The organism is Rania fehmarnensis (assembly GCF_056494185.1).
Genome location: NZ_CM151398.1, coordinates 4,300,031 through 4,321,819 on the forward strand (window position 1 = coordinate 4,300,031; position 21,789 = coordinate 4,321,819).

The following is a 21,789-nucleotide window of genomic DNA, read 5'->3' on the forward strand; positions in this document are numbered from 1 at the left end:
GCGAGTCTCGGAGTGACTCGCCTACGTGAAAATCTGCAATTTGATGAGGCGCTCCACACTTTAATGTCGCATGGCAGGTTGAGACGATTACTTTGGCGACTACCCTAAGAAGCGACCTACCATGACGGAACCTGAAGAAACAAAACATCGCAATGAACCAACTGGCATCCCCGAAGCAGCGCCAGCCGGTGCGGCTTCGAGCGAAAGTCAATTGCAGCCGGAGCTATCCGTCGCCCCGAATTCAATCGAAGGCTTGTTCCTACAGGCATTGCAACTTCCTTCCCCATCGGATCGAGAGGCTTTCCTCGATCGCAATTGTCAGAACGAACCAGAAAACCGCAAGCGAGTGCTGGCTCTTCTGAGGGCACATGCAGACGCGGGTGATTTTCTCGAAAACCCAGCGGTGGATCGGCCTACAAATGCCCCAATCTCACTCGGATTCCTGAAGCCATGCAATAAGGATGGCGTTCTGGGAACCATCGGGCCTTACGAAGTGCTGGAAGCCATCGGTCGAGGCGGAATGGGTGTTGTCCTGCGGGCCTTTGATCCCAAACTAAATCGCATTGTCGCCGTGAAAGCCTTGTTGCCAGAGTTGGCATCGAACCCCAACTCTAGACGCCGGTTTCTAAGAGAAGCACAAGCGGCAGCCGCGATAAGCCATCCCCATGTTGTCTCAATCCACGCGGTAGACGATAGCGATCAGTATCATATTGGCACGCCGGTACCACCGTTCCTCGTCATGGAGTGTATCGTCGGGCAATCGTTACAACAGAAGCTTGACAAAGTTGGCCCGCTACGACTAACGGAAATTCTTCGAATTAGTCGACAGATCAGCGATGGACTCGCCGCTGCCCACAAGCAAGGATTGGTGCATCGCGATATCAAGCCCGCGAACATCTTGCTCGAGAACGGTGTCGAACGTGTCAAAATTACTGACTTTGGTTTGGCTCGAGCGATCGACGATATAACCGTTACTCGCACAGGTGAAGTCTGTGGCACGCCGCAATACATGTCGCCTGAGCAAGCCTGTGGCGATCGGGTTGATCATCGCAGCGATTTATTCAGTCTGGGCTGTGTGATGTACGCTATGTGTACCGGCCATAGTCCCTTTCGCGGTGATAGTATTGCTCATGTCATCAAGCGAGTCACCCAAGACGAGCCACGATCCATAGCCGATCAAAACCCTGAAATTCCGGCTTGGCTGACTGAGATCATCAACTCGCTTCTTCAGAAGAAGGCTGAGCATCGTTTTCAATCCGCCAACGATCTAGCGGTGATTTTGGATAAGCATCTATCCCGCATTCAGCACCCGAGTGAGTCTGGCTCACACTCGGCGATTAATCAGCAGGTTCCCGCCAAGGGGTCAGAGTCACCTAGGCCCGGCGACACGATCCAAGATGCTGCGTCAGTAATTCAAACCACTAACGACAAAGCAGGGCTAACTATCAAGATCGACACTGGCTGGCTGAGCTATCGGTTTGCGTTTCTCTCAGTGTTCTTGGTCGTGGCCTCACTGTTGATATTGCCTTTTCTGTGGCTAGCGTCACTGGCCGTACGAGACTTAAGCAATGGAAACAGTCTCTCAATTCTTGAGCAAGACTTTTGGACTTATGTGTTCGCTCAAAAAATGCCAACTCTTGCCGCTTTCGGAGCTTTAATTGCAGCGACGCTTCAGACCCTTTTTACAGTCAATGAACGTCGCAAACACCGACGCGTTACATCGCAAGCATACTCTCAAACTGCGTTCGAAACTGAATCCAAGTCCGTCAACGCTCCATTTGTAGGCTCGTCTACCGAGAATGTTTCCATGCAGTTTGGCGGAATTGTTACGTCCGTTCCGTTGGAAGCTGCACTGCACTACACAACCGTCAAGTCGATCGGTCGCACCTGGATTCTGTTGACGCTGGGCGGAGTCGTGCTTTCATTAGTCCTTCACCCAACACTCAGTTTGGCAGCGAACTCGACACAGCTCATCGCGGAAGCATTTCAATTTCCAGCTTCATTGTTTGGGATTTGGGTCATGATGATGCTGGGTACAAAAATCTTTATACCAAGCGGTGTACCATTGCGAACGTGGGCCTTACTGAGTTCTTCGATGTTGGGCTGTATGGCTTTCGGCTATTTCTGGACCACGGTGGCTCGGATGCCCTTTGCTGGCAATCTAAACGAGATTTCGTCGCGAACGCTGATGGGAGCCGCAATCATCCCCACGTTGATCTTCATGTCGTACTGCAGTTGGGTATACCTTGAGATCATTAAGAACCCGGAAACCTTGCAGGGTGTGCGTAACCTCACCGGCCCTCAGGCTCGACTTTCGAATCGAACCTTTGTAGTGCTTATCACCACCGTCCTGCTAGTGCTCGGGTTGGTCGGACTCCTATTCAAGATTAGTCTTCTATCAAGTGTGAAACAACCCGCACCGCTAACCGTCGAAGTCCGTGAAGAACGCTGAGTCCAATCCGAAAGTGACAGAATAGATGACCGCCGCTCCGATAGACAACGACTGACCCCGATGTTGTCGATGAAAAATCTTAGTCTTCTCAAGGGACAGACCACTAGGCAAGTCTCTGTAAGACTTGAACTACAACGACCAGACAAGCGCCACGAACGATACATCGGCTAGCGTTGACTTGCGAGCGATGTAAACGGAACCTTTGAACTCACGACTATTTTCGGTGACGGATTCGGGATTCCAGACTCGTACCAATCGTTCGATGAGCGTTGCTAGGATTAGAATGTAAAGGATGAGCAGCAACCCAGAAAACCAAGATAACGCGACAAGACTCATGTGCGCGGCAGCGGAGGGCAACCAACAGGCTTCTCTGGATCTTCTCCCCTTGGTTTACGGCCAGCTTCGAGCACTCGCTGCCCAGCGAATGAAGCTTGAGAGATCTGATCACACACTTCAACCGACTGCCCTTGTGCACGAAGCTTTTTTGAAACTAGTCGGACCACGCGCTACCCCCTGGGCGGGGGAAGCCCATTTTTTCGCGGCGGCGGCCGAAGCCATGCGGCAGATTCTGGTAGATCATGCAAAGGCCAAAGGTCGCCAAAAAAGAGGGGGAAAGCGAGTTCGTGAGGCCCTGAATCTGGCTGATGTGGCAGCCATGGAAAATTCCGACGAAATTTTGGCGCTCGATGAAGCCCTCTGTCGCTTAGAGCAACAAGAGCCTGAAGTCGGCCGAGTTGTTCGGCTGCGGTTCTTTGCTGGATTGAGCATGGATCAGATTGCCGAGTTGCTTCAAATCGCACCACGTACCGTTGATCGACGTTGGCAATTCGCCAGAGCTTGGCTGTTCCGTGAACTGGCGGATGATGCGACGCCTGACGTTGCTCAATCGTGACATGATCCCGCTAATACGATTGAGGACCCTTTCGATGATCGAAAAACAATTGCGAAAAGTTCAATTGACAAATATGGCTCTTTGGGGATTTGCAATACTCTTGCCAATCGTCGCTCCTGCCTTCGCCGGCAAAGACCCCAAGATATTTGACATTCTGATGCCACTGCTTCAGCTGATGCTTGCGGGCGGATCGACCTCGATGTTTGGTGCGTTGCTGAAATCGGCACAGAATTCTCCCCAGAAGGACGTTGAAACAAAATGAAGCAACGTTCGTCTGAGATCTTCGAGAGCCTCTCCGATCTTAGTAGCCATGAAATTGAGTCAGAGTTGTTGAAGTTATGCGGCGATGACAATGTGCTGCTAGCAGACGTTCGCAGTTTACTTGCTGCGCACCAACAAGCCGGTCGTTTCCTTGACCGGTCAGTTGGAGACTCCCATCAGCCTCTTGATGAGACCTTGATTCACAGCGCAGGTATCGAGGAACCGGGTACGTCTATTGGCCCCTACAAGCTGTTGGAGCAGATCGGCGAAGGCGGGTTTGGAACTGTCTACATGGCCCAACAAGACATACCTATTCGCCGGCGAGTTGCATTGAAGATTATCAAACCTGGAATGGACTCCAAGCAAGTCATTGCCCGATTCGAATCCGAGCGGCAAGCGCTGGCGGTCATGGATCACCCAAACATCGCCCGTGTAATTGATGCGGGAACTGCAACTTCCGGGCGTCCCTTCTTTGTTATGGAACTGGTTCGCGGCGACCCCATCACCAAATTCTGTGATCAAAGGCGAGTAGCACTCCACGAGCGGCTGAGGCTCTTTCAAAATGTTTGTAGTGCGGTTGAACATGCACATCAAAAGGGCATCATTCACCGCGACATTAAGCCAAGCAACGTGCTAGTGACGGTATGCGATGATAAGCCAGTTGTAAAAGTAATCGACTTTGGAATCGCAAAAGCTACTACCGGGCCGCTCACGGATAAAACGTTGTTCACCGAATTTCGACAACTACTGGGCACTCCGCTCTATATGAGTCCTGAACAGGCTGAGCAATCGGGAGTCGACGTCGACACGAGAACCGATATCTACTCACTTGGCGTGTTGTTGTACGAAATGCTCACCGGACGCACGCCAATCGATCCAGGGCGAATATCCACGGCAGGTTGGATGGAAGTTCAGCGAATGATTCTTGAAGAAGAGCCCTCGAGGCCTTCGGTCTTGGTGTCTTCACTTCGACTGGATGCATCTCAGGGATCGCTACTACTGAAGGATAAGTCACAGCTAAGTGCTTTGCTGCGTGGGGAACTGGATTGGATTGTGCTTAAGGCAATCGATAAAGATCGTAGCCGCAGGTATCCAACCGCCAGTCAGCTCGCCGCCGATATCGAGCGATACCTCAATGATGAACCCGTCGAGGCAACACCACCCAGTCGTCTTTATTTGTTTCGCAAGTTCGCGCGGCGTAATCGAGTATTGCTCTTAGCTTCAACCGCAGTGGTCGCAACCCTGCTTATTGGAATCGCGGCAACTGGCTACGCTGCGAAAACTGCGCTGGAATTGAAAGCTCAAGCGGAGTCACGTGAACGACAAGCGATTCGCGCCGCTACTGCAGCAGGTGCATCAATGCTTCTTCCAGAAACCGAAGCAAATCGACTGGCTGAAGGTTGGCTCGCAGAGGTTAAAGAACTCAAAGCCGAAGGCAAAGACGATCAAGCGGTGTTGAGTCAGTCACAATACACAGTGTGGCACGCGACTTGGTTAGCCCAACATCTGCAGCTTAAGTCAGCACTACAACTTACCGCCGACATCTATGAGCGAGCCAAGAGCGACTTAGGATATTCCGATCCAACCTTTCTGGCACTTTGCAACCTTCGCATACAGCTGCTGGAATCAAGCGGCGACAGCCCTTCGCTATCGGCTGACCTATACGGAGACCTCTTGCAGGGCCTTTCAGCTTCTGAAGATAAATCACGGACAGTTTTGCTTCTTCCACAATATGCCTCTGCGTTAGTTCGCGCCGAGCGGACCGAGGAAGCCGTATCTCAACTAGAAATTTACTTAGCCTTGCAAAAAAAGCACTTGGCACCGCCATCTCAACCTGACTTAAAGCGACTTCGCGCTGCAGTCGACAACCTTATGAGTTCTGGAAAGGTAAGCACGAGCTTATTGTCTAGCCTGCAATCGATCATCGACACTGGGCGCATTGATGCAAACAACGTCAGCCAAGATGATTCAGAGCTCTCAGCGGATCTTAAACTCTTGCAAGGTAGCTGGCGATGCGAGCTGTGGAAAGACGGTAAGTTAGCCGAGCGAATGCGAGTCGCATTTTCTGGCAACGACAGTACGACACACTGGGTTGATGAAAAAGATCGAGTGATAAGAGGTCGATCAGGTCGCTTCGACCTTTCGAGAAGCGGCGGTACAAAAGTACTGACGATGTACCTCGATAACAGTGCAGAGGTTGGTGGAACTTTCATCTACCATCTAAAAGACGAAGAGCTACGGATCGTTTCCGGCATGCTAGCCAATCAACCCAGTCTTCCGGAAATTGAGCTGCGAGTATTTCGCCGCTCCAAGTAATTAGTTCACACACTTCAAAGCCGTGAAGAAAAACCGGTAAGACGAACCCAAATTGATTTCTGTCCGAATTGGATTTTTCATCGCCGCGGTAGTGACCGAGATTCCACAGAAGTAGCCGTGCGGCGAACAATCAGACGCGTTAGTCTAGCAGCACGCCCGTCGCCACACACTTCTTTCCCTCGAAAAGCCGGAACCGGTTGCCTGGCGCTAGCACGTCCTGTGGAGCTTCGTCGGCAAGGAAGTAAACGTCGGCTTTCCACTCGAACTCACCCTCGCTGCTGATCCTCTCGACGAGCAATGACCAACCGATGTTGACTGGCCACGGATCGCCGTCGAATCTCACGACCGCGCTGTATGGACTGAGGCCAACGCCGCTTGGTGGCTTTGCGCGTCCACCTTCTTTCTCCGTAAGCCAGTGAACTTCTGCGAGCATCGGTGAGTTAGTTTTTCGAACGGGAAGAAAGGTGCGAGCGGGTTAACAGGAGCGCGAGTCCAGAAGCACACCATGCTCTCTTGGATTAGTTATCGAGGCATTCAACGCCACTGATATTTAACTCATCGTGCCGAGTTTCGCGGATATCTGTGTTCATTCAGTCACCGGCAAAATTGAACGCCGACCGCCAGAATATTTTGTTGAATTCATTGACCCAACCAAAATCTTTTATGTATGCAGAATATCCAGTTGTCAGATTGTCTCCAAGACACTTCTACAGTACCACGCCCAATTATGATCGTCGGTACGTCTAACAAGCCGAAAGCCGATAGCCTGAATTGGTCCAACGTGGGCGGCTGAGAGAAAGTACGAATCGCTTGAACCCTGCTCTCGTTCGTTTACGTGTGGATTGGCAAGGAGCTGTATTACATCCCCTTGTTGGCCACGAAGATGGACGTATACCCATTCATCCGTACCTGCATTCGGTTCGCGAGGTGTATAGTGAGCAACTCTGTATTGGTGATTCGTTTCTACAAAATACTCGGTTTGAAGATCGAGACGATCCATTGTTTTAACCTCACATTGAAATTTCAATATCAGCGACAAAAAGCTGGTTCATCACGGATTTTAGTGGGTGGCGAGGGCGGGTTGCATGCTGAGTTTTCCGCAATAGAAGAGGATTCGAATGCGAAAGTTCTTGAACGTGCGGAAGCCTTTGGCAGCTGATTTGATTGTCTGGATGCTGCTGTTGAAGCCTTCACTTGTGGCGTTGGTGATGAAGTGCTTGAAGTAGTTGAGGATGTTTGGCAAGAAGCGTTTGAGCATCTTGGCCTTCTTCTTCATAGGAGCCAAATCGCTTTCGTCGACCCACTTGTGCCAACGTTCAAAGAACCTCTTGGCCCAGCCAGGTAGTCGGAATGTCCATATGCCTTGAAACTGTTCTTTCAGAGCCCAGGCTTTGGCTGTCTTGAGGTTCAGTTCCTTGAGGAAGTCAAAGCTTTCCAGGTAAGCATCATCGAGGTTTTCCTCTCTGAAAAGCCACATCTGTCGAGTGCCTTTGAGTACGCCGATTCCTTCGCTGTTTAACTGCTTGTTCTCGCGCCGACGAACCTGATCGACAGCTTCGTTCAAGTGTGCAGCGATATGGAACTTGTCATGTACGATGTCAGCATTGGGAGCCATCACTTTGGCAGCGTTCATATACGCTTGCCACATGTCCATGGCTACCGCGTCAACCTGCTCTCGCTGTGATTGAGGCAATGTTTCCCATAGTTTCTCAGCTGCTTCCTGTGTCCGCTCAGGAGCCACATCCAACACGCGTCCACCATCGATGTCAGTCATAATGCTCACATACGAGTGTCCCTTCTTGAAAGCTTTTTCATCCATGCCCACTCGCTTGACGGATTCAGTGCTCCGACGCTCCAGCCCTCGCTCAACTGCTCTTTCCATAATCGCCTGGACCGAGTCCCAATGTAATCGCAACAGAGTGGCCGCCCGCTTCACATTGCTGCAAGCCTGCAAGACTTCAATCGCAAATGCCTCGAACATCAAAGTGAAACGAGAGTGCTTGCCAGCCCATGGAACATCAACTGTTTTCACACCGCACTTGCTACAATTGGACCGCGGCACGCGAGCCCGAAGCTCGGTCGTAAACTGCATCGTATCCAGATGTCGCCACGTTCGTTCAGGAGCAAGATCCGCTTGCGTGCAGGCCCCTCCGCACTCAGGACACACGAGCCCCCGCCCTTTGTGCTCCAAGCGAATGACGACCATCTGCTCCTCCAGCTGAAGATCGACTGAATCAACCTGCCAGGCATCGTCCAGGCCTAGCAGCATCCGATAGTGTTCACTTAATTGGCTCATGCCCAATATCGTACCGGGCCACCGTGAGTTTTCGCAGGCCACCCACTAAAATCCGTGATGAACCCAATTTTTTAAACAACCAGTGATGTCCGAATCAATGAGTGTGCCTTGTCGCCTTCGATCGCCAGTCAGCAAAGAAACGGGCATGTGTTGGCTGGCGATTTTCGTTGGTAGAATCATCTCCGGATTTTAACGCTCGACGTTCACCTATCGCGACATACGAAAGAAGACATCATATTTGGCGCTGTCACCTTCGAAGTAAAGCTTCTTATCTAAGACTTGCTGAGGGTCTCGATATAGGGCGTCGAGTTCTTCCTGTGAGAACCTCAGTTCTTGCACGGAACCAATTTGGTCATCGGGACCAGGAAAGGCGACCGTAGCAATTGGAATTGCCCCATTTAAATCATTGACGAGTCGCGAGACTAACTCATCTCTTGATATCAGGCCTGCAGCGTAAGGCGCGAGATTGCGAACTAGGGACGCTTGAGCATCTATCTCGACAATCGTCCTAACCGTGTCTGGATTCGCGTCGTCGTTTTCCATGCACGCGACAATACAAATGAAGTTCCTCGCTGCACTGATCAACTGTGCGGAACCATTTAATCCCCAGATCAGATTGTTTGGTAGTGAATAAAAAGCGCCTTCCTCATCCACGTCGCTAATTGGGCCAATCCGCGTTACCTTCGAGTTTGTAAAGCCGAGTGGGAGTGAAACATCGACTGCGAACGCCAGGACGTAGGGTTCATCATCTTCGATATCAAAGATGCCTCCCCGATCCGTGTCGTTCTGATCGTAGCATCGGACTCCGCTTGCACTGAGCGTTACAGGGACTGGTACGGCAGGAGGTGTAACTACCGGTCCCTCGCAGTCGCGCAGTCTACTCTTGGCATTTCTGAGCTTTGCAAGAATCTGTCGATACACAGGGTTTGGACGAGGAGGTGCACGAGGCCCTTCTGGATCAAAGATGAATGGATCAGTATTTCCAAGTTGCACTTCCAAATCGGCAACTTCGGCGCGAATTGGGTCACAAGTATCTGGCATGGCTAATCTCCTTTTGCGGCACAGGTGTTGAAAGTACATAAGGGATTTGTCAACTAACTATGCCACTGCGACGAATACTCCGGCCTCAAATATTTTGATAAATCGCCACGATGTTTCTATCCTCTGGGGATGCTCACCGACTGAGGCGCCAGTAGACCTTTGAATCGATTACTTCTCCCGCAACCTTTGGGATTGAGGTTAAGTGGTGAGTTCGTCATTCAACGACTTCGATTAACGTGTTTGCCCGCGCAAGGGCATTCTCATGATCATCAAGCACAGAGATTACCAATAGATATGTGCCAATTTCAAAGTTGCCAGTGTTCCGAATGGTGTATGCGAATTCTGCTCGTCGTGGATTTGCGCTGTTGGAAGCCTTGAATACATCGTCGTAGACTGTTTTGGCTGAACTATTCTCGAACAGCATCGCCCTGAAACGAACCGGCGGTCGTACCGAGGTTCCCAGAGGCAGGTTTGCATAACCGGTGAAAGCAATCGAAGCGCCTTGTTTGTATCTGACTGGCTGCTCACTAGCGTCCATCTCGACAAAAGGCCTCAATGGTGATTGGCTGTGCAGTTGCCTTGTGAGGTCGACGATTCGCTTGTGCGCTGCAACGAGTCGTTGCTGTTGAGTTATCATGAGGACCAAAAGCGAAACGATGATCATTCCGACCAGTATTTCTTTCAGGCTGATTTGCCGAAGTCGCTGTGCTAGTGCCATACCTGAAAGACTCGCTTGTACAGATAGATCATTCCGGCCCGACACGGATTGTACCTAGCTCGGATTGGTGGGTGCTAGAAAAGACGCGCCGCAAAAGCAACGAACGGCAACTGCGGTTGTTCTTCTCTGTGTCTCCGTGTCTCTGTGGTTCGATCTGTCTTTTGTATTCCTGCACACTGATGAAACTGGCGATCGGCAAAACGTAGTTGCGGCTTGGATTGCATACCGGCTATACTTCAAGCCGTGTTGCCGGGTGCCGGGATGGCAGTGGAATCACCTATCACTGCTTCGAGATGGCTTGCTTCGAAGATTACTACGATCAGCAAAACTGGCTGGCAGGTTCATGATAGGCGCCGCAAAGCTCGTTGACCGAATCATTGATTTCTACCACGAATACTCCGAGCCGCCTTGCCGCGACCACAGGCTTGGCACATACTTTATTAGTGAAAAGTAGCGTTTATCAGTGTTCCTTCCTTCGATCTCTGTTTGCCGCCGGAGCGAACGCTGATTTGACAGCAAATCCTACTAAGCTAAAGTGGTAGTTCTGTCATTCCCACGGACGCTATATTGTCAGACCAGCCGGTGATCTTATGCGGCCTAAGCGCCTACTATCCGAATTGCTTGAAGCCCGAACCGTTTTCGCGGGCTATACGTTTCAAGTCGTCGACGATCTCAATCTAATCCCGGCAGAAACCGAACAATCGATCGCAAATTCGGCGCAGTACGCTCTGAATCGCATTTCCAGACATATAGCGTGGCAGGGTACGCTTGACGCTGAGGTTCGCGTTCGCCCTGCATCCGACAATCCCTTTCCGAACACGAATGGTTTGCTGCCATCGATAACTAGCGTATCGTGGATCGACAATGATTGGAGCAATGATACGCTCTATGAATTCAAGACAGGAATCGATCGCCAACCGCTTGCCGCCGATGTCGGCATGACGATCTACTTGGGTGATGATGGCCAAATTCGGAATTATGGACTCCCTGTCTGGTTCGATCCCAATCCGATCGATTACGTTCCAGCAGATGTTCCAGCGGGGAAGTTTGATTACATCGGCGTCTTTCTTCATGAAGTCTTTCACGGGATGGGTTTCTTCGCCGCAACTCAAGAGTTTCGAAATAACACCACAACTATCGACGGGACCGACTATTTCATTGGCAGTGCTACTGAACAGGTGTTTGGTGGAAAGCTACCGCTGGCACCAAGGTTAGGAGGAGCGTTGCAGGACCACTATGGCAATGTTGATCTGCCTGGTAATACGCTAACCTCCGGACTCTTGTTTCAATTCGGCAACTATGAAGGTAACCGCCTGGATATTGGCAAACTCGACTTAGCCGTTCTTGAAGACTTAGGGGTGACGATCAAAAGTAAAGCAGGACTGCCAGTGGTCGATACCCTCGATTCTAAGGTACCTCGAAATACCTTAAGTGAACTTTCGATGAGCGAGAACATCCCGATTGGCACGGTCATTGGAACACTTTCCACCACGGCTGGTAGCGCTGGGTATACCTTTGATTTGGCTGATGGCGGACTAGAGAATAGTGCGTTCGAAGTCTCTGGGAACGTCCTCAAAGCGAGGGTACCGATCGATTTCGAAACAAAGGCGTCGTATTCAATTCTCGTAAGAAACACAGATGCCCAGGGCGTCTGGATAGCGACCCCGTTTACGATCCAAGTAACTAATGTCAACGATCAACCGGTCGCAGTGAATGACCAATTTGAGGTACTGATCACAGAATCGCAATTACTAAGCGTTGCCGCCAATGACCTCGATTTTGACCCGAGCTTGGCACTGAACAGCCTTGAGATTGTGAGCCAGCCGAGCAAAGGAACCGTCCAAGTCAAGCAAGGAAAGATCGAATTCGTACCTACTGGTAACTCAGTTGGAAATGACTCTTTCACCTATCGTATCCGCCACGTAAACGGTGCCATTTCGAATGTTGCACAAGTCGAACTTTTGTTGAATGAAAGGCCCAATGCGAACGGGGATGCAGGTCGCGCTCGCCGCGATGAAGACATTGTTATCGATGTTTTAGCCAACGACACATTCGTCCAGAGCCCACTCGTCCCGGATTCCCTGCGAATCGAACAGCAGCCCACCAACGGGCAAGCAACCGTCAGCGAAGGAAAAATTCGCTTTTCACCCGCGGCCAAGTACTTAGGACAATCCCAGTTTCGTTATTCCATTGAGAATATTTTAGGCGTTCGTTCACTGCCAGCAGAAGTCATCATTACGATAGATGGGAGCCTCTACCAGAATCCGAGTAACAGGTTTGATGTTACTGGCGATACCAACGTCACCGCGCTGGATGCACTGTTAATTGTCAACCAGTTGAATCAAAGAGGCGCAACGCCGATTGAAGACCTCGGCGGCGGCGCTCCTCCTTATTTGGATGTGAATGCCGACTATCAAGTGACACCGATTGATGCTTTATTGGTAATCAACGATCTCAATCTCGCACGTCTCAATGCAGAAGGGGAAGGCGAAAGGGCCAGGTTCTTCGAAGGTCTTCATATAAATGAGACTCAGCACGTTGGGAACCAGACGAAGACTTTTGCGGTCGATGACTCATTGATCGATTCGTATTGGTATGGCGATTCGGCTGAGGATTCAGCTTTCTTATTCGATGTTGCAGAGCAACTCGGTCGCCGCCGCGTAAGGTGAGTTCCGGCAGGTGTCTGTCCGCTTCATCTGCTCCGTGGTGGTGTAGCCTTGTTCATTGCTTCGCCGCTCCCGCTTCTGGCAGTCTGCATAATTGGCTCACTGTAAGCGTTCAGCATCATTCAGAGCATATCCCCGCAACGTTTCAACCGACAGATTTGCTCGATCCATCTACTCAGCGAGTATTGAGGACAGTTTCAACGAACTGCGCACGTTCGCAAGTTGTGACATGACTAAATGCTCGGACCGCAAGCACCTGAAGTGCTTGGTCAAACTGGTAAACTATCGGCATGTGTCGTCCAATCAACTGCACGCCGCAATGGTATCGCACTGGATTCAGCAAAAGAACCCCTTATATTACCACCATGCACTTCATCGCCCACCACCACGGCACCAACCTCACAGCGCGCGACCTCGACGGCGAGGTCATTTTCGATAAAACCGGGGTCCACTTTTTCCAGATGGAAGATGGACTCATTCGGCGTTTCGACGTTAGGGCAACCGTCGACTAGTTGCTGCGCAGGGAGGCAGTGTAAACCCAAATGGACCAAATGCCATAGTCTTGATGCAGTATCAGCCCATGAATTGCCAATCGCATTCCCGCCTTATACTTTACCTTTCCGTTGCATCCCCGAGGTAATGCGCCAAGCGAGAATTTTGGTGGGCGCTCGCTGAGTCACGAAAATGAGACCTGACCCCGAAAATTCGGTAAGACGGAATTAAGAATACGTGCGAGTGTACAGCGCGATCTCCTAGGACAGTTGCTCCTCGACGACATGGATGACGAGTTCATCCACAACGATGGGCCGGTTGCAATTGCTCTACTTGGTCCTCAGGCGTGCGAGCGAGGCTGACCGTCAACGTTTGATATCAATCTACGAACTAGCGCGTCGTTTTTTTAAACGTGGAGTGGTTGTTAGACAGCACACGCTTTGTGAGAAAAATCTAGAACTCCCATTGCCGACATCTGTCGGCAATTGTAGGATGTTTGCCGACAGTTGTCTGCACACTGTCGTCGATTCAACACTGAGATACGACGTAGAAGCAGGAAAGAGTTCGATGGCGACACCAGATGGAAAATTGACCCCTGTACAACATTCGATCATGCAGATGGCATGGCATGCGGGAGAAATAGGGGTGACGGTGACAGGGGTATGGTCACGGATGGATGCCTCACGATCCATTGCTCGAACAACCGCACAGAATCTACTTGATCGCTTGGTCGAACGACGCTGGCTCAAGCGAATCAAACGCGAGGATGGTATTCACTATGTCGCTGCTGTTTCCAAAGTCACCACTGACAAAGAAATAGCCAGTGAATTTCTGGATGACTACTTTGACGGTTCTGCCTCAAAACTCGTAATGAGCTTGTTGGGGGCGAAACGACTCCGCAAGGAAGACATTGAGTACCTGCGTTCTATACTCGACAAGAATCCCCCTGGATCCAAATAGGAACCAAGCCATGCTCGGAAGCACTCAACTCGACTCCCCCCTGATTTTTCTTTTCAATTGGCTCATTGCCCTCGTTGGTTTGACGCTCCTCGGAATCATTGTCACGTCGGTATCGCGACGATGGACGATCGCCAGTCGCCACTGCTTGACCTTAGCCCTTCTTGCTACGTTTCTCCTCGCCCCAATAGCTCTGGCCATCGCTTCTCGATCTGGAGTCGCTTATCTCGACTGGGAATTGCTCTCACAAATTGCCCAGATAGAAAACGTTCCTCGGGAGCCATCGGAACGCTGGCAACCAAACATCGACGAACAGTTTCGAGCCCAACCTGGTGTTGGGCCAAGTGACAAGGAAAGTGACAGGAAGCCGGCAGAGGTAAACTCCATCCATGTCCCAATCGAAACCGATCGTCCCATAGCCATCGTCGATACCAGTCAGCCCGTTACGATCCGTTGGGTCTCAATGGTTCGCTTGGCTTTGATTCTCACTGGAACGGCTTGGCTGATCGGTTCGCTCGTTTGCTTCTTCAGGTTGGTCCGAGATCTGCGATCGCTGCACTTCTTGCTCAAGCGATTGGATGCCGTCCAGGATCAGGAACTGCTATTGCTTGTGCACCAAGCCCAACAACGGATCGGTTTGCGTGGCCATGTAAAGATATTTCAATCGTCGTCGAATTCAGTTCCGATTTCGTTTGGAATTCTTAGCTCCATCATTGTTGTACCGAAGTTCTTTGCGTCACAAGTTTCTCCGGAGCAGCAACGTGCCGTCCTGATACATGAAATGGCTCACCTAGATCGACGCGACTCGTATGTCGGCCTGTTACAGGAAGTGTGCCATGCACTTTATTGGTGGCATCCGTGGATTTTGCGACGCAGCATGGAATTGGACCAACTTCGTGAACTTCTCTGCGATCACAGAGTCGTCGAGATTGAAGGGGACGGTCGAAACTTGGCGGAGGCATTGCTGCAGATCGCGCGGTGTGCTGTTGAACCTCGTTTGCGTTTGCCCTGCCTCAGCTCGATCGGGGATGAAGTCGGGGATATTGCCCAACGAATGCAGGTCTTGTGTAACGTGACTCAACTCGACCTACAGCCTCTCTCGTCAATGAAACGCTTAGGAATTCAGCTCGTTGCGTCGCTATGCTTGCTGGGCACTGCGATCCCAATTCTTCGGGGCCAGTCGACCAAGATCGAAAACGCAACAATGATTGCTGACGATGAAAAACGCGATGCAAAGAAAAACGACGCGCGAAAGGTGCCGTCGAGGAGTGATGATGAGTGGATCGCAATTCTGGTTTCGTCCAAATCTCACAATCCTGTAGCGTTTGAACATGGGCCTCAGATTGTAGCACTCGATCGAGAGAGAGGTTTGTCCATCATCGAACGTGCCTGGCCGCAGATTCAAGTCGGTCAAGTCAAGAATGGCATCCTCAAAGCATTTCAGTTCTCTGAAAGTCCTAACATTTTGAAGGTACTCCATCTCGGGATGACGGACGCCGATCCAGTCGTGCAAGACTACGCTCAAGACTATCTTTGCTATTGGGCTCTGCAAAAATTCGAAAGGAGCTCGCCGGAATACGCCGCGTGGTATGCGAAGCACCGCGGACAATCGCTCAAGGATGTGTTGCTGAACGGCTATCGAGAGATCGCCCAGATGTGCGACAAACTGCCTGCAACAGAAGCGATTCAAAAGCTGCAGGAACGGGAGCGAACCATCGACGACAAGTGGAAATCTCTGTGGTCCGAAGTCCGGAGGAACGCGCTCAGAGAATCTGGAATTGGTGCCTTTCCCATACAGTGGATTCGCTCTAACACGCTCGATCAAGACCAGATGGCCTATGCATGCAAGCTACTTCGGCAAATCCCAGGGCGTCCGTTGGAATCCATGGTTGTCTTACAGTCATGGATCGATGCCAAGGGGCCATGGATGCTACGTTCTTCCGCTGCCATCGCACTGGCCGAGCTTGATCGCGATGCAGCCATCGACTCCATGTTACTAATGATTGAGGAGATCACTCGGGATGAAAATAGCGACAAAGCTGGTGAATTTCGAATACGCGATGAACTGTGCTGGAAACTGTCCGAGTTGGGTGAGCCGCGTACGATTCCTGAGTTGATTGCCATTATGGATTGTGACAATTCCAGGGAAACAATTGGCACGATCGATGGTGCTTTAACCTCCTTTCGACTTGGAGAGATGTGGGTTCGAGAGGAATTGAGACCGATGCGCGATGGCCCGTGGTGGCGCCGCTGGTGGGAGAAACACCGACAGCGAATGCCCGAACCTCTCCGGCAGGTCGCCATTCGAGACATCCCGAAGACAGAGTTTGGTAAAGACTATGTGCCGTTCCCGGCAGACATGGATACCCATGAGGGGTTAAAGGCCTATCTAGAGCAAGAGCTTAAGGAGGATAGCCCTAATTACTTTGGTCTAGGGTGGCTATTTTCCATGCAGCAGGATTTGCGGGGAATTCCAATCCTGATTGGAGCCATTGATTCGGATAACTCATACGAAACGATCTACGGACTCGGATACTACGGACTCGGTTTTTTTAAGGGTGTGAATCTCACTGGTGTCGAGTACAGTCCCTATCATGACGGTGCGTGGTGGCGGCGGTGGTGGGAAGCGAACAAACATCGCTTTCCGCCAGAAGTGCAGGCAGTCCCAATTCCAGACTTCCCAAAATCTGAACACGGAAAATCCTATCGACCGTTTCCTGCCAATATGGATACGTTTGAAGGTCGCGTGGACTATCTTCGACGCGAACTCGCCATCGCAGATTCTCGACTGGATACCGCAGCCGAGGGACTGGAGTCGTATCCTGATCCTCGCATGATTGCGATGCTGATTGGTGTCTGGGTTGCATGTGACGAAGCAGGAATGAAGGAGGAGAGCAATGCCTTCGTCCGTCAACTCTACAATGCAATCGCCAAAGAAAAACAGTTTGACATGCAAGCAATTGTGGACGCTCAGTGGACTGCCAAATGGTGGCGCGAATGGTATCAAATGAGCCGATCAAGGATAAAAGGGCTTGAGGATTTTGACCTGCCGGACTTCCGCGTTGAACTGAGCAAGCGAGCGGGAAAGTAAATTGGTACTGACGATCTCGCGCCTCGGTACGCTTCTTTATGCCGACTTTATGCATAAACTAATGCTTGCTCTTGTTCGTACCGGCCGTTGCGCTGTCGGCCTGCCGGTGCCTTACGGCGACCGGCAGAGGTTCCATCGGCCTTTCAGGCCTGGACACTGAGTTGGCTTGACTCCAACGCTCCGAGCATTGAAACTTAGCTGCACAGACCGCTGGTCTGGAATCGAAGGAGTAAACGCTCATCAGCGAACGTCCAGGCCTGAAGGGCCGGTAGAATCTCTGCCGGTCTCATTGCTTCGAGATGGCTTGTTTCGAAGATTACTACGATCAGCCAAAATGGCTGGCAGGTTCATGATAGGCGCCGCAAAGCTCGTTGACCGAATCATTGATTTCTACCACGAAGTGCACGAAGGACTGAATCGGAAACTTCGTGCTCTTCGTGATCTTCGTGGTTCAAAATCTTGATCGTTGAAACTGGCGATCGGCAAAACCAGTTGCGGCTTCGACTGCAGACCGGCTATACTCCGAGCCGCGTTGCCGGGTTCAAAAAAACATCGGGAACTAAGAATTGCACCACAGCCCGCGACGGTGCTTTGCTTGATGGTTGATCAAACGCGCGGGCGTGGTGAATTCCAACGTTACCCGACCAATCAGAGAGGACGTAGACTTCAATCAACAGTTCGATTTTCTTTATCGCTCGCTTCGCCAACGCCTGACGTTGTTCACTACTATTGAGAGCTGTGGGCATTGGAACACGTTAGTACTTGATGACCTCCGTACGGACGTTGAATTCAACCGAAACGCTGGCGAGCTTCATGAATCGATCGTAGGCCGGGTCTTTGCGCTGAACAGGCCTACCACTGATGGGCTTGGAATCTTGAACGTGATGATCGAATTCGAGAAATCCATTTGCATCGACTTTCAACTATGGTTTTTCGTCGAGCGTGGTGGAAGGCTTGGGCACTCAGCTTCGCCATCGCGATTTTCCGTTACAAGAGCCGCTGATGACGAAAACGTCCCCCTGCCTGAGTTCAACGAGCAATCGCTTGGCTTGTGCACGCAGGTGGTCGATATTGGGACGAGATACGAGTTTCTTGGCTATGTCATTCTCCTTGGTTGCCTGGACCCACAGCAGACTGAGAAGAATGCAATCACACATATAGTGCAACATTTCTTGGCGAGGTTAAACCCTTACCGCGGGTCTGGAGGCGAGCCATTTCACCTGTTAATAGTCTATCCATTCCAAGTTCGGTTTTCAAATAATGAACTCGGTCGAAATGATGGCTCATCAATTGACGACAAACGTGTCTTTCGAAAAGCTTTGCGCGACAAGGAATAAGGTATAAGCTAATCACTTCTTGCTTACACCTTACACCTTACAGCTTGTAACTTACAGGTTGTAAAGGAACTGCCGAACGGGATTCCATGAGGGGCCTAAGGTAGCGATCGCTGGGTGACCAGCTAGTGAATGGCCTGCGAGTCATCCAGCCGCTTCGGGACAAGCAGGTCCAACATGCGAAATTCGGCACCCTCTATCTTCACCACGCGGTAAACGTCTGAGTCAGCAAACGGTATGCGTACCGACTCATCTTTGATCCCAGCCTTAGCGGCGACTGATTCTGCACGAGTGCATCGGATAGGCTTTTCTGGATCTCGGCCCAGTGGTCGGCAATGTCGTCGGGGGGTGCTAGGAACCATCTGCATACACACTTGCAATTGTGAAGGTTTCTGAGACTTCGAAAATGCAACGGTCGTCTTTGCAAGGCGTCTCCATCTTAGAGCAATCGATTTGGTGGGGGCAAATTCCGATCCGTTAACATGAGTCCGATTTCGCTTCACTCACCTTCGAATCTGAGGAAACGAGCAACCTCGCTGTTCCCCATCCGTTCGCGAGGTTGAATTGAATCCACTCAGGGCTCAAATGAATATCCAGCGAATCAAGACGTCCTGGGCCCAAGTTCTGATAGCCATGTGGAATGTTTGCTGGCCCGAAGACAATGTCACCGGCTTCAGCATCGATTGTTTTGTCTCCAACGGTGAAGCGCGCCCGCCCTTCAGATATCGTGAATATCTCGTCATAAGGATGAACGTGAAGCGATGGTCCTTCGCCGGTAACGTCAGTAACGTAGCGGATTAATGTAATGCCGGTTTGAAGTGTTTTCCCCTCTAGTAGTCCCCGCAGAGGACTGGTTAAGTCTAGCCACTGGCTAGCCGCGATCTTTGTGGGGGTTGCTTTAGATTGAATTGGCAAGGTTGGCAAATCCTTTGTCCGAAAGGTTTGGCGTTGGAGACATCGATTGGAGCTAGAGACATGTGACTACATAAGTTCAGTTGTCGTGGATCTCAGACTAGTCGTCAACTAGGTCGTCGGGGGCTCGACTGGCTCATAATCAAGCCAATCATACAGCTTATCGCAAAGTTCAACATAGCCTTGGTATAGGCCGCCCGCCGAGAGAGCAGAACGCAGGATTGGATAGTTGCCCACTAAATCATGTTACCCTCAGCAATCGCAAACGCGATAGGTCCCCCAAAACGCGAGTACAATGACGGCTTCCGCGTAGAGCAAGATTCTAAGTTTGCCGGACAGTCGCGAGACAAGCGTGAAAACAAGTATTCACGGGAATGATTGGTGCGCCCAAGTGCAGGTCAACGAAAACAGCACCGGGCTTATTCCACCGAATGTCATGTGCACAAAGTCTTTGGGCACTGCCATCCACACCGCCAGCAAAGTCATAATCACCAGCAGCGACCGGATCGAGTAATTTTTCTTTGGTGCTTCGTTCACTCTACATGTGCTGGTAGCTTACGACTGAGTCGAGCCCGACGAGCGAGCGGAACGACAGCGAACAAGGAGACTAATCCCAAAGACGTTGGCTCTGGAACGGCCACGACAGATGCAATGATCCAAGGGTTCGGGCCGCCAAGTGTTAGTGGGGGATCACTTGCGAACGTACTCCGTTCCCAATACACGTCGTCATCCGCGATTCCGGGCGTGCCCTTACCGTTTCTGGCGACGTACACCTCAGACACTCCTGGAATTGAGCGACGCCAGTCGATTAGCCCTATATAGGCACTATTGTCCGGTGTATTCTCGCCCATCCCGAAAATGTTGTCCTGAAAAACAAACTGCGTTGCAGGCAATGAAATATAGTTGGCATCTATGCTCAGGAACGCGCCGCTCATGTATAAAGATGGATTCACGGCGGTTAGCGAGTCGACGTTCAGTGTCGGAAGTGTCGGGTGACTTAATGTAAAACGCCAGTTGGTTATTTCGGATGGCTCTAAGAATCCATCAACTGCGGCCGAGTCGATGACTGTTATGAAGCCTGACAGCGTTCCCCCTTCTTGCTCACCGGCATAGCTATTGAGATTGTAGACAATTGCAGCACTCCCGGTGGAGGCAGGCATTATCGCAAGTACCAGCAATGCAAATAGAACATGTCGTGAGTCGCGCAAACAATTCATGATGGATTTCATTGTCTTGAGAAGTATGGGTTCCGGCCAAAGTCCCGTGGTTCCAGCTGCCATGTCGCTCAAGTGATAACCTTCCTTCTTCTCTTGTTAACTGCAAACGCGCCGACAGGAAGCATTGCTAAAAAGCTCAAGGTGGCTGGTTCCGGCACTGCAGTCGCGAGAGGTGTGACAGAGGCAAAAGTATCACCGATTCGTATCTCATCAAAGCTGAAATCGCCGCTGTTGTACAGAATAATCTGCGTCATTCTGCCGATGGTTGGTGTATTCCGAATCAAGTTGGCAGTAGGTTCTGCTGCCCCAACTACTGGATTTATGAATAGTTCGAATCGATCGTTTAGACTGGAGTTGACGTGCGTTTCGAATTTCAAGACCAGCAAGGTTGTTTCGCCCACATTCGCAGTCACGTTGCTTGAAAGTGAGTTAGTACCGCCCCGGTCCTCTAGGGACCACAAGTTGTTTGTGCCCGGCTTTCCGACGAACACATCCAAAAATGCTCCGTCCAGGTACAAGCCTCCAAAGCCATTGAACGCCCCGGCTGTACTCTCACGCCTTATCAAAAAACTCAGATAGTGAGTTCCAGCTAGTGATACATTCGTATCGACACTTCGACCGATTCCGTTGATTGTCTGTCCGGAGGATGCAGTTGTTCTACCGTCCGTTGTGCTAAGTCCGTTGTACTGCAATGTGGTCACCGAATTCGTGAAATTCGTTCTTGCAATGTTGAAACCTGTTGCAGTCCAGAATCCAAGAAAGCCAGATCCGCCATTCTGTTGAACCAGTTGACTACCTGCAGGATAGTTCATGCCATCGTAGGCATATAGGAAATCACCGAGGCCCGTATTCGAGGCAGTCAGCCAGACTATGAATAAAGCGAACCTCGAATAAAGCATGTTCATTTATCGGCACTTCCTTTATGTTATGCGGTGGAGTATGTGGAAGAGTGTAATTAAGGGCCGGCCGCACGTCTACGTTTTGGCAAGTTGCACATTTGCACAATGGCCACTACGGTCACATCCCTCCGCTGGAAGAGCTGCCCGAACGGCTCCGTGAGGCCACAATTTGCGCCGACACGTATTCCAAGGCGTAGGCTGGGATAAACGTCGCGTGCGCCAATTCGTGCGTCCCTGGGCCAGCT

General features: G+C 51.0%; 18 protein-coding genes. 9 read left to right on the forward strand and 9 right to left on the reverse strand.

What is annotated here, in order from left to right; translation table 11 throughout:
• The first annotated feature begins 121 nt into the window (after positions 1-121).
• From SH573x_RS14500 to SH573x_RS14515, 4 genes are all read left to right on the forward strand, one after another.
• Positions 122-2,452 carry a serine/threonine-protein kinase gene (locus SH573x_RS14500; RefSeq protein ID WP_479356155.1) on the forward strand — a complete coding sequence of 777 codons (2,331 nt, stop codon included), beginning with the start codon at positions 122-124 and terminating at the stop codon, positions 2,450-2,452.
• Positions 2,453-2,744: 292 nt separating this feature from the next.
• Positions 2,745-3,344: an ECF-type sigma factor gene (locus tag SH573x_RS14505; RefSeq protein WP_479356157.1), complete on the forward strand. Its 600-nt coding sequence runs from the start codon at positions 2,745-2,747 to the stop codon at positions 3,342-3,344.
• Between the two features lie 34 nt (positions 3,345-3,378).
• Positions 3,379-3,606 carry a hypothetical protein gene (locus SH573x_RS14510; RefSeq protein ID WP_479356159.1) on the forward strand — a complete coding sequence of 76 codons (228 nt, stop codon included), beginning with the start codon at positions 3,379-3,381 and terminating at the stop codon, positions 3,604-3,606.
• Positions 3,603-5,921: a serine/threonine protein kinase gene (locus tag SH573x_RS14515; RefSeq protein ID WP_479356161.1), complete on the forward strand. Its 2,319-nt coding sequence runs from the start codon at positions 3,603-3,605 to the stop codon at positions 5,919-5,921. Before SH573x_RS14510 ends, SH573x_RS14515 begins: the two co-directional genes overlap by 4 nt.
• Before the next feature lie 139 nt (positions 5,922-6,060).
• Here the strand turns inward: SH573x_RS14515 and SH573x_RS14520 are convergent, their stop codons facing one another.
• The 5 genes from SH573x_RS14520 to SH573x_RS14540 form a co-directional block, all read right to left on the reverse strand.
• Positions 6,061-6,354, reverse strand: a complete 294-nt coding sequence (locus SH573x_RS14520) for a hypothetical protein (protein WP_479356163.1) — start codon at positions 6,352-6,354, stop codon at positions 6,061-6,063.
• A gap of 252 nt (positions 6,355-6,606) precedes the next feature.
• Complete coding sequence (locus SH573x_RS14525) at positions 6,607-6,921, reverse strand: PLAT/LH2 domain-containing protein (protein WP_479356165.1); 315 nt, start codon at positions 6,919-6,921, stop codon at positions 6,607-6,609.
• A 60-nt stretch (positions 6,922-6,981) separates the two neighbouring features.
• Complete coding sequence (locus SH573x_RS14530) at positions 6,982-8,217, reverse strand: ISL3 family transposase (protein ID WP_479356100.1); 1,236 nt, start codon at positions 8,215-8,217, stop codon at positions 6,982-6,984.
• A gap of 207 nt (positions 8,218-8,424) precedes the next feature.
• Positions 8,425-9,258: a hypothetical protein gene (locus tag SH573x_RS14535; RefSeq protein ID WP_479356167.1), complete on the reverse strand. Its 834-nt coding sequence runs from the start codon at positions 9,256-9,258 to the stop codon at positions 8,425-8,427.
• Positions 9,259-9,472: 214 nt separating this feature from the next.
• Positions 9,473-9,922: a hypothetical protein gene (locus tag SH573x_RS14540; protein ID WP_479356169.1), complete on the reverse strand. Its 450-nt coding sequence runs from the start codon at positions 9,920-9,922 to the stop codon at positions 9,473-9,475.
• A gap of 881 nt (positions 9,923-10,803) precedes the next feature.
• Between SH573x_RS14540 and SH573x_RS14545 the strand changes: the two genes are divergently transcribed.
• The 4 genes from SH573x_RS14545 (at position 10,804) to SH573x_RS14560 (ending at position 17,182) form a co-directional block, all read left to right on the forward strand.
• Positions 10,804-12,645 carry an Ig-like domain-containing protein gene (locus tag SH573x_RS14545; protein WP_479356171.1) on the forward strand — a complete coding sequence of 614 codons (1,842 nt, stop codon included), beginning with the start codon at positions 10,804-10,806 and terminating at the stop codon, positions 12,643-12,645.
• Between the two features lie 362 nt (positions 12,646-13,007).
• The gene (locus SH573x_RS14550; protein ID WP_479356173.1) at positions 13,008-13,154 is read left to right on the forward strand and encodes a hypothetical protein; all 147 of its coding nucleotides are present in this window, start codon (positions 13,008-13,010) and stop codon (positions 13,152-13,154) included.
• Positions 13,155-13,701: 547 nt separating this feature from the next.
• On the forward strand, positions 13,702-14,094 hold the full coding sequence (locus SH573x_RS14555) for a BlaI/MecI/CopY family transcriptional regulator (RefSeq protein ID WP_479356175.1): 393 nt from the start codon (positions 13,702-13,704) through the stop codon (positions 14,092-14,094).
• Positions 14,095-14,554: 460 nt separating this feature from the next.
• Complete coding sequence (locus SH573x_RS14560; RefSeq protein ID WP_479356731.1) at positions 14,555-17,182, forward strand: M56 family metallopeptidase; 2,628 nt, start codon at positions 14,555-14,557, stop codon at positions 17,180-17,182.
• A gap of 515 nt (positions 17,183-17,697) precedes the next feature.
• On the opposite strand, the gene SH573x_RS14565 is transcribed toward SH573x_RS14560, so the two are convergent.
• Positions 17,698-17,928 (reverse strand): hypothetical protein, encoded by a 231-nt coding sequence (locus SH573x_RS14565; protein WP_479356176.1) that lies wholly within the window; start codon positions 17,926-17,928, stop codon positions 17,698-17,700.
• A gap of 135 nt (positions 17,929-18,063) precedes the next feature.
• Here SH573x_RS14565 and SH573x_RS14570 point away from each other — a divergent pair, with 135 nt between their 5' ends.
• The gene (locus tag SH573x_RS14570; protein WP_479356178.1) at positions 18,064-18,519 is read left to right on the forward strand and encodes a hypothetical protein; all 456 of its coding nucleotides are present in this window, start codon (positions 18,064-18,066) and stop codon (positions 18,517-18,519) included.
• Between the two features lie 474 nt (positions 18,520-18,993).
• Here SH573x_RS14570 and SH573x_RS14575 read toward each other — a convergent pair whose 3' ends face one another.
• The 3 genes from SH573x_RS14575 to SH573x_RS14585 all read right to left on the reverse strand — a co-directional run bounded on the left by SH573x_RS14575 (position 18,994) and on the right by SH573x_RS14585 (position 21,550).
• Entirely contained in the window at positions 18,994-19,431 is a 438-nt protein-coding gene (locus tag SH573x_RS14575) for a cupin domain-containing protein (protein ID WP_479356179.1), read from the reverse strand.
• A gap of 530 nt (positions 19,432-19,961) precedes the next feature.
• Positions 19,962-20,717: a hypothetical protein gene (locus tag SH573x_RS14580; RefSeq protein WP_479356181.1), complete on the reverse strand. Its 756-nt coding sequence runs from the start codon at positions 20,715-20,717 to the stop codon at positions 19,962-19,964.
• Positions 20,714-21,550 (reverse strand): hypothetical protein, encoded by an 837-nt coding sequence (locus SH573x_RS14585; RefSeq protein WP_479356183.1) that lies wholly within the window; start codon positions 21,548-21,550, stop codon positions 20,714-20,716. The genes SH573x_RS14580 and SH573x_RS14585 overlap by 4 nt, the downstream gene beginning before the upstream one ends.
• Between the last annotated feature and the right edge of the window lie 239 nt (positions 21,551-21,789).